Annotated in this window: 11 protein-coding genes; 3 read left to right on the top strand and 8 right to left on the bottom strand. The window is 34.6% G+C overall.

The features are described from left to right. The first annotated feature begins 14 nt into the window (after nt 1-14). On the top strand, nt 15-992 hold the full coding sequence (locus ACN0WY_RS02235) for a polyprenyl synthetase family protein (protein WP_330487548.1): 978 nt from the start codon (nt 15-17) through the stop codon (nt 990-992). Between the two features lie 63 nt (nt 993-1,055). Here the strand turns inward: ACN0WY_RS02235 and ACN0WY_RS02230 are convergent, their stop codons facing one another. The 8 genes from ACN0WY_RS02230 to miaB all read right to left on the bottom strand — a co-directional run bounded on the left by ACN0WY_RS02230 (nt 1,056) and on the right by miaB (nt 8,865). Further along, entirely contained in the window at nt 1,056-2,036 is a 981-nt protein-coding gene (locus ACN0WY_RS02230; RefSeq protein WP_330487547.1) for a lipase/acyltransferase domain-containing protein, read from the bottom strand. A 245-nt stretch (nt 2,037-2,281) separates the two neighbouring features. Further along, nucleotides 2,282-3,916: a chaperonin GroEL gene (gene groL / locus ACN0WY_RS02225; protein WP_330487546.1), complete on the bottom strand. Its 1,635-nt coding sequence runs from the start codon at nt 3,914-3,916 to the stop codon at nt 2,282-2,284. Between the two features lie 99 nt (nt 3,917-4,015). Next, a complete protein-coding gene (locus ACN0WY_RS02220; protein ID WP_330487545.1) occupies nt 4,016-4,291 on the bottom strand; it encodes a co-chaperone GroES in 276 nt (91 codons plus the stop codon). Nucleotides 4,292-4,454: 163 nt separating this feature from the next. Further along, nucleotides 4,455-4,802, bottom strand: a complete 348-nt coding sequence (gene secG / locus ACN0WY_RS02215; RefSeq protein ID WP_330487544.1) for a preprotein translocase subunit SecG — start codon at nt 4,800-4,802, stop codon at nt 4,455-4,457. Beyond that, on the bottom strand, nt 4,803-5,546 hold the full coding sequence (locus tag ACN0WY_RS02210) for a hypothetical protein (RefSeq protein WP_417799411.1): 744 nt from the start codon (nt 5,544-5,546) through the stop codon (nt 4,803-4,805). It lies immediately after the preceding gene. Between the two features lie 4 nt (nt 5,547-5,550). Next, a complete protein-coding gene (locus tag ACN0WY_RS02205) occupies nt 5,551-6,057 on the bottom strand; it encodes an LptE family protein (RefSeq protein WP_330487542.1) in 507 nt (168 codons plus the stop codon). 46 nt (nt 6,058-6,103) lie between these two features. Then, on the bottom strand, nt 6,104-7,336 hold the full coding sequence (locus ACN0WY_RS02200; RefSeq protein WP_330487541.1) for a sigma-54 dependent transcriptional regulator: 1,233 nt from the start codon (nt 7,334-7,336) through the stop codon (nt 6,104-6,106). A 74-nt stretch (nt 7,337-7,410) separates the two neighbouring features. Continuing rightward, on the bottom strand, nt 7,411-8,865 hold the full coding sequence (miaB, locus tag ACN0WY_RS02195) for a tRNA (N6-isopentenyl adenosine(37)-C2)-methylthiotransferase MiaB (protein ID WP_417799410.1): 1,455 nt from the start codon (nt 8,863-8,865) through the stop codon (nt 7,411-7,413). A 199-nt stretch (nt 8,866-9,064) separates the two neighbouring features. On the opposite strand from miaB, the gene topA reads away from it, so the two are divergent. Together topA and ACN0WY_RS02185 are read left to right on the top strand one after the other, a co-directional pair. Then, the gene (gene topA, locus ACN0WY_RS02190; protein ID WP_330487539.1) at nt 9,065-11,551 is read left to right on the top strand and encodes a type I DNA topoisomerase; all 2,487 of its coding nucleotides are present in this window, start codon (nt 9,065-9,067) and stop codon (nt 11,549-11,551) included. A 58-nt stretch (nt 11,552-11,609) separates the two neighbouring features. Then, the gene (locus ACN0WY_RS02185) at nt 11,610-12,770 is read left to right on the top strand and encodes a formimidoylglutamase (protein ID WP_417799409.1); all 1,161 of its coding nucleotides are present in this window, start codon (nt 11,610-11,612) and stop codon (nt 12,768-12,770) included. The last annotated feature ends 54 nt before the right edge of the window (nt 12,771-12,824 follow it).

Genomic DNA, 12,824 nt, shown 5'->3' with positions numbered 1-12,824 from the left:
CTTTTGATGTTTAGATGAAGCCAGTAGAGCAAATAAAACTTCCGATTGCTAAAGAAATGGAACTCTTTGAAACCAAGTTCAAAGATTCGATGTTGTCTAAAGTTCCATTATTAAACCGAATTACGTATTATATCGTTCGTAGAAAAGGAAAACAAATGCGACCAATGTTTGTGTTTTTGGTGGCGAAAATGGTGTCTAATGGAGGTTTCGATGAACGTACGTATCGAGGAGCATCAGTTGTAGAGTTAATTCATACTGCAACATTGGTACACGATGATGTAGTTGACGACAGTAACCGACGACGTGGATTTTTCTCGATCAATGCGCTTTGGAAAAATAAAATAGCTGTTTTAGTAGGAGATTATTTACTGTCGAAAGGATTGTTGCTTTCGATAGATAATGAAGATTTCGATTTGTTAAAACTCATCTCCATAGCAGTTCGAGAAATGAGTGAAGGAGAGTTGTTACAGATTGAAAAAGCTCGTAAACTTGATATAACAGAAGCAGTGTATTTTGAAATTATTCGTCAAAAAACAGCAACATTAATTGCAGCTTGTTGTGGTATAGGAGCAGCATCAGTTGGTGCCAATAATGAAACAGTACAACAAATGCGTAAGTTTGGTGAATATATAGGTATCGCTTTTCAAATTAAGGATGATTTGTTCGATTATACAGAAGACAAAATAGGAAAACCAACGGGAATTGACATCAAAGAACAGAAAATGACACTTCCATTGATTTATACATTGAACACTTGTTCTCCCAAAGAAAAATCGTGGCTAATCAATTCGGTTAAGAAGCATAACAAAAACAAAAAACGAGTAAAAGAAGTTATTGCTTTTGTAAAAGAAAATGGTGGGTTAGAATATACAACAGCCAAAATGCACGATTATAAAAACAAGGCATTGGCTATTTTAGATAATTTTACTGATTCAGAATATAAAAGCTCCTTACGTCAAATGATTGATTATGTTGTGGAGCGTAAAATTTAAAAATAAATAAAAACCCTCGAGAGAATTTTTATCTCGAAGGTTTTTGGTTAACAAATTAATTACTTAATAAGTACTGTGATATTTTACCATTTGTAATTGATAGTATCCTGATAAGTTTTTTACACCAAAATGTCCATAAGGAGCAGAACTATAATATTTTTCTCCATCTTGTGTATTAATTCTACAGGTATTTTTTCCATAAACAATACAACCATAACCAACAACTTGATCAGCAGAACTCCATATAGAATACACATTATTGGCTTCCTTTGCTGGGTTGTTATTTAATTCAGTTAAAAAGTCAGAAACACCATAAGGACCAGCTCCCCAAAAAAGATATCCAGGATAAAAACCGTTAACATCATTACAAGTTGGTATTCCCGTACCAGAATAATAGCATGAAGTTAAACCTCGGTTCGCACCAGCAATTCCTACAAAAGTATCTACATAGCTTAATGAACTGCCCAAGTTATAAGAGCCATAATTTTGGTCGTAAGCACTACCTCCTTTTATTGCCTTTCTACCTAATGTAACTCCCATTGAGTGGCCTATTACGTCCACTTTTTGAGCTCCTGTATAGCTTTTTACAGCTTGTATAAAAGCTCTAACTCTTTGTAAAAAATCTTTGCTATGATAGTTCGAAGAAGCGTTGTAAGGATTTGCATCTCCCCAGGTAAAAGCATAAAGCTCGTTAGTGTTGTATCCGTTATTTAAAAAATAGTTGATGGAATCTTCCCAACCATCAGCTTTGTCACTATTACCATGTATAAAAATTACAGGTTGATTATTTAACGTGCTAGAATTTGAAGTTTTACCTCCATAACTATACCCTGCACTTCCCTTAAAATTATAAGAGCCATACCCGTTTTGTTGAAGCCAATTATCAAAGTGACTAGTAATTTGGAATGTACCAGCACTTTTACTTAATATTGATTGAGTTTCATAAGAACTATTACCTTCTATTAATTCGTCTTCATTTTCATTAGAACACGCCACTAAAAAAACAGAAAAAATAAAAACAATAAAACCATACTTTTTTAACATAATTAATTCGTTTTTGAGGTTTTTACATGCACAATTTACACAAGAAGCGTATTGTAAATTTTAAAATGTAAGAAATTATAAATCAGACTATTATGTTTTGTGTATTTGTTGTTGTTTTAATTAGGTTTTTCTCTGTTGTATTTTCAGGCTTTTGAAGATATTATTGATAAAGTGAGACTTTTGATAATAAAAAACCTCGAGACTTGTCTCGAGGTTTTTAAATATTTAGGTGTCGAGCTTATCGACTACATCATTCCTGGCATTCCACCACCCATTGGAGGCATTCCACCACCTGGATTATCTTCTTTAATGTCAACTAAAGCACACTCGGTAGTTAAGATCATACCAGCAACCGATGCAGCATTTTCTAAAGCTACACGAGTTACTTTCTTAGGGTCGATAATACCAGCTTCAAGCATGTCTACATATGTTTCAGATTTAGCGTCATAACCAAAGTTCTGATTACCTTCTAATACCTTATTGATAACTACAGAACCTTCTCCACCAGCGTTTTCAACAATCGTACGCAAAGGAGCTTCAATTGCTCTGTTTACAATTTGAATACCTGTAGTTTCATCTAAGTTTTCTGTAGTGATAGTTTCTAACACTTTTTTAGCACGTACTAAGGCAACACCACCACCTGCTACGATACCTTCTTCTACAGCGGCTCTTGTTGCGTGCAAAGCATCATCTACGCGATCTTTCTTTTCTTTCATTTCTACTTCAGAAGCGGCACCAACGTATAGTACAGCAACTCCACCCGCTAACTTAGCTAAACGCTCTTGTAATTTCTCACGATCGTAGTCAGAAGTAGTCGTCTCAATCTGTGCTTTGATTTGATTTACACGTGCCTTGATTTGTGCTTCGTCACCAGAACCATTAACGATGGTAGTATTGTCTTTGTCGATAGTAACTGTTTCAGCAGTTCCTAATAAGTCTAAAGTGGCATTTTCTAAAGAGAAACCTCTTTCTTCTGAAATTACAGTACCACCAGTTAAAATAGCAATGTCTTCTAGCATTGCTTTTCTACGATCACCAAATCCAGGAGCTTTTACAGCAGCGATTTTTAACCCACCACGTAATTTGTTTACTACCAAAGTAGCTAAAGCTTGTCCGTCTACATCTTCAGCAATAATTAATAAAGGTCTCCCAGATTGAGCTACTGGTTCTAAAATAGGTAAGATTTCTTGTAGGTTAGAGATCTTTTTATCGAATAGTAAAATGTATGGGTTTTCTAAATCAGCAATCATTTTATCGGCATCTGTAACAAAGTATGGAGATAGGTATCCACGATCGAATTGCATTCCTTCAACAACATCAACATAGGTATCTGTTCCTTTTGCTTCTTCAACGGTAATAACACCTTCTTTGCCAACTTTACCAAATGCTTCAGCAATTAAGTTACCAATTACGGCATCATTATTAGAAGAGATGGAAGCAACTTGCTGAATTTTTTCAGAAGAATCGCCAACTTCTTTAGCTTGTTTCTTCAAATCTTCAGTAATAGCAGTAACAGCTTTATCTATACCGCGTTTTAAATCCATTGGGTTTGCACCCGCAGCTACGTTTTTTAATCCTTCTTTTACGATAGCTTGCGCTAATACTGTTGCAGTTGTGGTACCATCACCCGCTAAATCGTTAGTTTTAGAAGCTACTTCTTTTACCATTTGAGCTCCCATATTTTCTAGCTCATCTTCTAATTCTACTTCTTTAGCTACAGAAACTCCATCTTTGGTTACATGAGGAGCTCCGAAAGATTTAGAAATAATTACGTTACGTCCTTTAGGTCCTAAAGTTACTTTTACTGCATTTGCTAATGCATCTACCCCGCGCTTTAATCCGTCGCGAGCGTCTACATCAAATTTTATATCTTTTGCCATGTTTGTTTTCGTTTTTTAGCCGTTAGCTTATTGCTGTTGGCTTGGTTTTTTAGTTTTTATTTAGTGGGCTAATAGCAAAAAGCTAAAAGCAAAGAAGTTTTAGATAATAGCGAAGATGTCGCTTTCTCTCATAATTAAATAATCATTTCCTTCTAGTTTAAGCTCAGTACCAGCGTACTTTCCGTATAAAACAGTATCACCAACTTTTACAGTTAAAGGCTCATCTTTTGTTCCGTTACCTACAGCAACGACAGTACCTTTTTGTGGTTTTTCCTTTGCGTTGTCAGGGATGATGATTCCTGATGCTGTAGTCGTTTCTGCTGCAGCTGGTTCAACAAGAACTCTGTCTGCTAAAGGTTTAATGTTTAATCCCATTTTATATATTTTGATTGATTAAATTAATATTTACTGGTTAAGTTTTGTCAGAAATTATGCCATTAGATTTTTGCTGACAATTTTTCTAATAGATTAGGATAGTAAATAAAAAAAATGCCAACGTGTCATTAACGTTGGCATTTTATATTCTATTTTTTAAAAACTACTGTGCGCTGTCTTTTGCAGTATCTGTCGCTGCTGGAGTAGCAGGAGTTGTTGTCGTAGTTTCAATATTGTTTAATGTTTCATTTAATTGAGGAGCATCTGCGGCATTACCTCTTGGAATAGCGAAATTTGCTAATAAAATTAAAGCAAACATAGTAATAGCTAATGTCCAAGTAGTTCTGTCTAAAAAGCTATTTGTATTTTGTACACCTCCAATATTTTGAGCTCCACCGCCTCCAAATGATGAAGATAATCCTCCACCTTTAGGATTTTGAACCATTACAATTAAGATTAATGCTATTGCAACAATCAATATTAAAACTAAAAGTAAAGTATACGTTGTCATCTATTTATTGTTTTGTAAAATTTGTATTCTTTTAATTTGGTCTGCAAAGAAACTACTTTTTTCTGGATATTTCAAACTTAATATTTTATATGCTTGAATTGCACTGTCATATTTCTTTTGTTCTAAATATACCTTAGCCAAGGTTTCGGTAGCTAATTGATTATTTTGTTGGTTTTCGGATATTTTTATATCCAAAGTATTTGCTTTGCTAGGACGAGAAATTTTAGGAGCCGTTTCAATAAAACGATTAATAATAGCTTCGTGTTCAGATTTAACTGGGGTTTTCTTTGTTTGTTCTTCTGAAATTTCACTATCCAAAGTTCTAACAATGGCTTTTTTTGACGATAGCTGTAACCATTGATTGAAAGAAAAAGTTTCGTTTTGTGTGAAAGAAAATGGCTTTCCAATAGCTAACTCTTCCTCTACTGTTGAAGCTTTAGGCTGTTTTCTTTTGGAAAGAATTTTGTTTTTTAAGCTAGTTTTTTCTTCTTTTTTAGGCGCTTTTTTAAATGCTTTAGAAGTAATAAAGTCAAATAAAACAGTTCTGTCACTCGTGTGAGCTGCTGTTGTTTTTAACTCGTTGTTGTATTTGTAGCTTTCTTGGTTTTTTAAAATTTTTAAACGAAGTGCCCTAGCAGATTGAAAATAGGGGTACTCTTGAATAATAGCAGCAATGTCTGAAAGATGTTCTTGCGAAATCAATTCAGGTTTTTCTAATAATTGTATGTAAGAATTCGTATTCAAAAAATTACCATTTTGCCACTGAGGCATTAAAAATATCTTGCGTAATCTGACCTAGAATTTTATTTAAAGCTACTTCTAAAACTTCTCCTGTTAATTGTTGATTGGCTCCATAATCGGCGTAAAAAGAAAAACGTTTTTCAAAATTATCTTTCTCTTTAAGAGTGTTTATGAAGTTTACATTTATAACAATTGTTAATCGGTTTTGAGCAGCAGTTTGTTGTGCTGTTGCACTCATTGGAGTAATACGGTAGTCAACTATTTCACCATAAAAATGTAAATCACCGCCAGAATTCACCAAGGTTAAATTAGTTTGACGTGTGAATAAATCTTGTAAGTCTTGTGTAAATCTTTGACTGAGTATTGGTTCAACCAAAGGTGCTTGGTTAGAGAAAAAATCAACTTGAATTGTTTTAGCATCTCCTGTGTTTCCCCCGGTAAAAGAATATACCCCACAGCCTAACATTACGAGCGTGGAAGTAATAAAAATAACAATGTAAATTAGTTTTTTCATAAAGTCAAATGTAATCAATTCAAGGTTTAATAGTGTGTTAAGGGTGCTATAAGTCGTATTGTTTTATTTTTCGATATAAAGTTCTTTCAGATATTCCTAACTCTTTAGCGGCTAATTTGCGCTTGCCGTTATTTTTTTCAAGAGACTTTTTTATCATTTCAATTTCTTTTTCTTGTAATGATAAACTTTCATCCTCTTCAATGGTCTCAGCATAATCATAAGCACTTTGGAGAGAAGGTGATTTCGGAATTTGTACAACTTCAATATTTGACGCTTCCGATAAATCTTGGTCTTGATAGATGCGCTCAATCAAGCGATGGTTATCTTCTTGAACTTGTTCAGAATCGCCGTTTTGCATTAAATCTAACGTTAGTTTTTTCAAGTCGTTAATATCGTTACGCATATCAAACAAGATTTTATACATAATGTCGCGTTCGTTAGCAAAATCGGATTGAGCAGTAGTTTTACCTCCAACAATTGCGGGTAAATTACTGCGGTTTTCAGGTAAATATTGAACTAGTTTTTCAGGAGTAATCACCCTGTCTTCTTCAACTATTGATACTTGTTCGGCAATATTTTTTAATTGACGAATATTGCCGGGAAAATGATAATTTAATAAGACTTTTACAGCATTTTCATCTAATCTGATAGTTGGCATTCTGTATTTTTGTGCAAAATCAGCAGCAAACTTTCTAAATAGTAAATGTATGTCTTCTCCACGTTCTCTTAAAGGAGGTAGCGGAATTTCGATAGTACTTAAACGATAATATAAATCTTCACGGAATTTCTCTTTAGCAATAGCTTCATGCATATTTACATTGGTTGCAGCTACAATACGAACATTTGTTTTTTGCACTTGAGACGAACCAACTTTTATAAATTCTCCATTTTCGAGTACACGTAGTAAACGTACTTGAGTTGTTAGGGGTAATTCACCAACTTCGTCTAAAAAAATAGTACCTCCATCTGCTACTTCAAAATATCCTTTACGGGTTTGCGTGGCTCCTGTAAAAGCTCCTTTTTCATGCCCGAATAACTCACTGTCAATAGTTCCTTCAGGAATCGCCCCACAGTTTACTGCAATATATTTTGCGTGTTTTCTATGGGATAATTGATGAATTATTTTAGGGATATTTTCTTTTCCAACACCACTTTCACCAGTAACGAGTACTGAAATATCGGTAGGAGCAACACGAATCGCTTTTTCAATGGCGCGATTTAGTTGCACATCGTTACCAATAATGCCAAAGCGTTGTTTTATAGCTTGTAAATTTTCCATTTCTTTTTTAGAATAGCGAAAAAAGAATAGAGAGAAAAGACACAGTCTTTTCTCTTGACTCTCTTCTCTATAAATTAATTATTGTCAGAATATCCAACAGCCGTACCTTTTAAGGTAGTAGAAGTACAATCTTCAATTTTTACATTTACAAAATCACCCATTTGATAGTGTTCCTTAGGGAAAACAACAACGGTGTTTTGTGTGTTACGACCTTTCCATTCGTTTTCGTTTCTCTTTGAAGTTCCTTCAATTAAAACTTCTTGAATTTTACCTACATGTTCTTTAGCTCTATATAAGCTATGTTCTTGTTGTAGGTTAATGATTTCTTGTAAACGACGTTTCTTCGTTTCTAAAGGAACATCATCTTCCATCTTTTTAGCGGCTAAGGTTCCTGGTCTTTCCGAGTAGGCAAACATAAATCCGAAGCTATATTTTACATAGTTCATCATATCTAAAGTATCAAGATGGTCTTCTTCAGTTTCTCCACAGAAACCAGCAATCATATCTTGACTTAAAGCCATTTCAGGAACAATCTTGTAAATATTGTCTATTAAAGCCATGTACTCTTCGCGTGTATGTTGACGATTCATAGCTTTTAACATATTGTTACTTCCACTTTGAACAGGTAGGTGAATGTATTTACAAATGTTTTGGTGTTTTGCCATCACGTGAATCACATCCAAAGTCATATCCTGCGGATTCGAGGTAGAAAAGCGAAAACGCATTTTTGGGAATTCAGTAGCACACATATCTAATAATTGTGCAAAATTTACAGCGGTTGCTTGTGCCAATTCTGAAGCCTTTTTAAAATCTTTTTTCAATCCGCCACCATACCATAAGTAAGAATCTACATTCTGACCTAGTAAAGTAATTTCTTTGAAGTTCTTTTCTTGCATACTGCGAATTTCTTCGATAATACTCTTAGGGTCACGGCTACGCTCACGACCACGAGTAAAAGGAACCACACAGAATGTACACATGTTATCGCAGCCACGAGTAATTGAAACAAAAGCAGAAACTCCGTTAGAGTTTAAACGAACAGGAGAAACATCAGCATACGTTTCTTCCTTTGATAAAATTACATTTACAGCATCTCGACCCGCATCAACTTCTTCAATTAAATTAGGTAAATCACGATAAGCATCAGGACCTACAACTAAATCAACGATTTTTTCTTCTTCTAAAAATTTCTCTTTCAATCGTTCAGCCATACAACCCAATACTCCAACTTTCATCGTTGGATTTGTTTTTTTTACGGCGTTGTATTTTTGAAGTCTGTTACGAACCGTAGTTTCTGCTTTTTCACGAATGGAGCAGGTATTTACCAATACTAAATCAGCTTCTTCCAGACTTTGTGTAGTATTAAAACCTTGTTCAGCTAAAATTGACGCCACAATTTCGCTATCGTTCATATTCATTTGACAACCATAACTTTCTATAAAAAGTTTTTTGTTGTTTCCTTCTTTGTGTTCTGTAACAAGGGCTTTTCCTTGTTTGTTCTCATCAATTACTTTCTCTACGTGTTCCATAAATCCTTAAATCGTACTAAAATAGGCTGCAAAGATACAACCAAAAAGTGTAATTTGTGACAAATTGACATGGATAGTTTTTTTAAGAAAAAGTAAAATTTTGTTAAAAACGACCCATTAAAAAAAAACTATATACTTTTGCAAACTGAATTATACCTATATTATTAAGGTGTAAAATGAGATAAGAGATATAAGACGTATGGCAAAAAATTTAGTAATAGTTGAGTCACCTGCTAAGGCGAAAACAATAGAAAAGTTTTTAGGAAAAGACTTTCAGGTTGAATCGAGTTTTGGACACATTGCAGATTTACCATCTAAAGAGTTAGGGGTAAATGTAGAAGGAGATTTTAAACCGAAATACATAGTTTCTACCGATAAAAAAGCGGTGGTAAAAAAGCTGAAAGACTTAGCAAAGAAAGCAGAGACTGTTTGGTTAGCATCCGATGAAGACCGCGAGGGAGAGGCTATCGCATGGCACTTAGCGGAGCAGTTGAAGTTAAAAGAAGAAAATACCAAACGTATTGTTTTTAACTCTATTACTAAAAAAGCAATTTTAAAAGCAATAGAAAATCCACGTACCATTAATTATAATCTTGTTGATGCGCAGCAAGCAAGACGAGTGTTAGATAGAATTGTTGGATATGAATTATCTCCTGTCTTATGGAGAAAAGTAAAACCTGGATTGTCAGCAGGTAGAGTGCAATCGGTGGCTGTACGTTTAATCGTTGAACGTGAAAGAGAAATAGAAGGGTTTACAGCAGTGGCTTCTTACCGAGTTGATGCAGAGTTTGTAAATGCAGAAGGGAAAAAGTTTAAAGCAAAGCTAGCAAAGAATTTTTCAACCAAAAAAGAGGCAGAAGATTTTCTGAACTCTTGTTTAGGAGCGGTATTTTCTGTGGCTGATTTACAAAAAAAACCAGCAAAAAAATCTCCAGCGCCTCCCTTTACAACCTCTACTTTGCAGCAAGAAGCATCAAGAAAATTAGGGTTTCCTGTTGCCAAAACCATGATGGTTGCACAACGTTTGTATGAAGCAGGGTTGATAACCTATATGAGAACAGATAGCGTAAATTTATCTGATGACGCAAAAAATGCTGCACAAGCAGAAATTATAGCTTCTTATGGAGAAGAGTATAGCAAGCCACGTAATTATGCGACTAAATCAAAAGGAGCACAAGAGGCACACGAGGCGATTCGTCCGACGAATATGGAGCATCATGAGATTACAGGAGAGTATGACCAAACAAGATTATATAGCTTAATTTGGAAACGTACATTAGCCTCACAAATGAGTGAAGCTCAGCTAGAACGTACCGTTGTAAAAATTGATAACGATAAAAACAAAAAGCAGTTTACTGCAAATGGAGAGGTAATTACTTTTGAAGGTTTTCTAAAAGTATACTTAGAAGGTACTGATAATGAGGAGGAAGAGCAAGCAGGAATGTTGCCTAAAATGGAGGTGAAAGAGCACTTGACAAACGAATTAATTACAGCAACTGAACGCTATACGCGTCCACCAGCAAGGTATTCAGAAGCATCGTTAGTAAAACAATTAGAAGAGCTAGGAATTGGTCGTCCTTCTACGTATGCGCCAACAATTTCAACAATACAAAGAAGAGAGTATGTTGAAAAGGGAACTGTTGAAGGGAAAGAAAGAAATTATACACAGTTAAGTTTGGCAAATCAAGAAGTATCAGAGCAAGTTTTGACTGAAAGAGTAGGCTCAGATAAAGGAAAATTAGTGCCAACTGATATAGGAAATATAGTAAACGATTTCTTAGTAGCTAATTTCGATACTATTCTAGATTATGGATTTACAGCCAAAGTAGAGAATGAATTTGATGATATTGCAGAAGGTAAAGAAGACTGGATAGCGATGATTAAAGATTTTTATAACAATTTTCATGTTGTTGTAGAAGATGTAGCAGCCAATGCAGAAAGAGCAAAAGGAGAACGTTTGTTAGGAGTTGATCCAGAAAGCGGAAAGAATGTGTATGTGCGTTTAGGACGTTACGGAGCGATGGTTCAGATTGGAGAGGCAACTGATGAAGAGAAGCCTCGTTTTGCAAGCTTACAAGGAGACCAAACAATGAACTCAATTACCTATGAAGAAGCAATGGACTTATTTAAGTTGCCAAAAACCTTAGGAGATTATGAAGATAAAGAAGTGGTTGTAGCCAATGGAAGATTTGGTCCTTATATTAAGTTCGATGGTAAATATGTTTCGTTAGATACAGGAGAAAATCCAATGTCGGTAGATATGGATAGAGCTATTGAGTTGATAGAAGCAAAAAGAAAAGCAGATGCTCCTATTGGAGAATACGAAGGTATGCCAATTCAAAAAGGAGTAGGACGTTTTGGTCCGTTTATTAAATGGAATGCTATTTTTATTAACGTAAATAAAAAGTACGATTTTGATAATTTAAGTCAAGCAGATTTAGAAGAATTAATAGAAGATAAAAAACGAAAAGAACGTGAAAAGTTACTTCACAACTTTGAAGAAGTAGGGATTCGTGTAGAAAAAGCACGTTGGGGACGTTTTAATGTAATAAAAGGAAAAATAAAAGTTGAGCTTCCTAAAACAACAGAAATAGAAAAACTAACACAAGAAGAGGCTGTTAAAATGATAGAGGCAAAAACACCTAAGAAGAAAGCAGCTAAAAAGAAAGCAACCAAAAAAAAATAAAGAAGCTTTCAGAAAAAAAATAGTTTAGTATATTGCGACTCTTAAATTCCCCCTTATAATGAATATAGACTTCTTTACACCTATTGAAGATGTTGTAGCTGCTCATGTGGTTTTACAGCCTTCTTCTGTATTGGGAAGAACTATTCAGCTTCATACTGTTCAAGATGGTTTTCCAGAGTTAACAGAAGTGACTATCGCAATTCTAGGGGTTAAAGATGATAGAGGTGCAGTAGGTAATTTTGGTAGTGGTATAGAGTTGCACGAAATTCGTAAGCACTTGTACCAATTATTCCCTGGGAATTGGCATACCCATATTGCAGATCTAGGAAACATAGAAAAAGGAAATACATTAGAAGATACCTATTTTGCTGTTAAATCATCAGTAGCATTTTTACTGAAAAAAAATATACTTCCAGTAATAATTGGAGGAGGACAAGATTTAACTTATGCAAACTACAGAGCTTATGATGAATTAGAACAAACAGTTAACTTAGTAGCTGTGGATAGCCGTTTTGATTTGGGAACACTAGAAGATGAGCTGAGCTCTAGATCCTATATGAGTAGAATTGTTATGGAGCAACCTAACAACCTTTTCAATTTTAGTAATATAGGCTATCAAACGTATTTTAATTCTCAAGAAGAGATAAGCTTATTAGATAAACTATATTTTGATGCTTACCGGTTAGGACAGGTGAAAGATGTAACTTTAGTAGAGCCTATAATGCGTGATGCAGATGTAGTAAGTATAGATATTGGTTGTATTCGACAAAGTGAAGCACCGGCAAATAGAAATGCCTCGCCAAATGGCTTTTACGGAGAAGAAATATGTGCAATAGCCCGTTACGCTGGAATTAGTGATAAAGTAACATCCTTTGGGATATATGAATATAACAGTAAGTTAGACTCTAATAGTCAAACGGCCAATTTAATTGCTCAAGTAATTTGGTACTTCATAGAAGGAGTAAATTCTAGAGCCAAAGATTACCCATTTGTTACAAAAGAAAGCTACCAAAAGTTTACGGTGCTTTTGAATGATGATGACCCAATTAACTTTTACAAGAGCGATAAAAGTGGGCGTTGGTGGATGGAAATAAATTTAATATCGAATAATAAACACAAAAGACATGCGTTAATACCATGTAACTATAGAGATTATGAACAGGCGTTGCAGCAAAAAACACCAGAGAGGTGGTACAAAGCATTACAAAAGCTTGTTTAAAAGAAAGTTGTGTGTTCTGTAAAAAATAATAACTCGTAATTGTTTTTTAATAAA

Origin of the sequence: Tenacibaculum sp., from assembly GCF_048269885.1 — a bacterium.
GTDB lineage: Bacteria > Bacteroidota > Bacteroidia > Flavobacteriales > Flavobacteriaceae > Polaribacter.
This window is presented reverse-complemented; position numbering and strand designations above follow the sequence as displayed.

Excerpts from the sequence above, each read along its gene's own strand:
- topA (WP_330487539.1), top strand. The coding sequence starts at position 9,065 with ATGGCAAAAAATTTAGTAATAGTTGAGTCACCTGCTAAGGCGAAAACA.
- secG (WP_330487544.1), bottom strand. The coding sequence starts at position 4,802 with ATGACAACGTATACTTTACTTTTAGTTTTAATATTGATTGTTGCAATA.
- ACN0WY_RS02185 (WP_417799409.1), top strand. The coding sequence starts at position 11,610 with ATGAATATAGACTTCTTTACACCTATTGAAGATGTTGTAGCTGCTCAT.
- ACN0WY_RS02220 (WP_330487545.1), bottom strand. The coding sequence starts at position 4,291 with ATGGGATTAAACATTAAACCTTTAGCAGACAGAGTTCTTGTTGAACCA.
- ACN0WY_RS02205 (WP_330487542.1), bottom strand. The coding sequence starts at position 6,057 with ATGAAAAAACTAATTTACATTGTTATTTTTATTACTTCCACGCTCGTA.
- miaB (WP_417799410.1), bottom strand. The coding sequence starts at position 8,865 with ATGGAACACGTAGAGAAAGTAATTGATGAGAACAAACAAGGAAAAGCC.
- ACN0WY_RS02200 (WP_330487541.1), bottom strand. The coding sequence starts at position 7,336 with ATGGAAAATTTACAAGCTATAAAACAACGCTTTGGCATTATTGGTAAC.
- groL (WP_330487546.1), bottom strand. The coding sequence starts at position 3,916 with ATGGCAAAAGATATAAAATTTGATGTAGACGCTCGCGACGGATTAAAG.
- ACN0WY_RS02235 (WP_330487548.1), top strand. The coding sequence starts at position 15 with ATGAAGCCAGTAGAGCAAATAAAACTTCCGATTGCTAAAGAAATGGAA.
- ACN0WY_RS02230 (WP_330487547.1), bottom strand. The coding sequence starts at position 2,036 with ATGTTAAAAAAGTATGGTTTTATTGTTTTTATTTTTTCTGTTTTTTTA.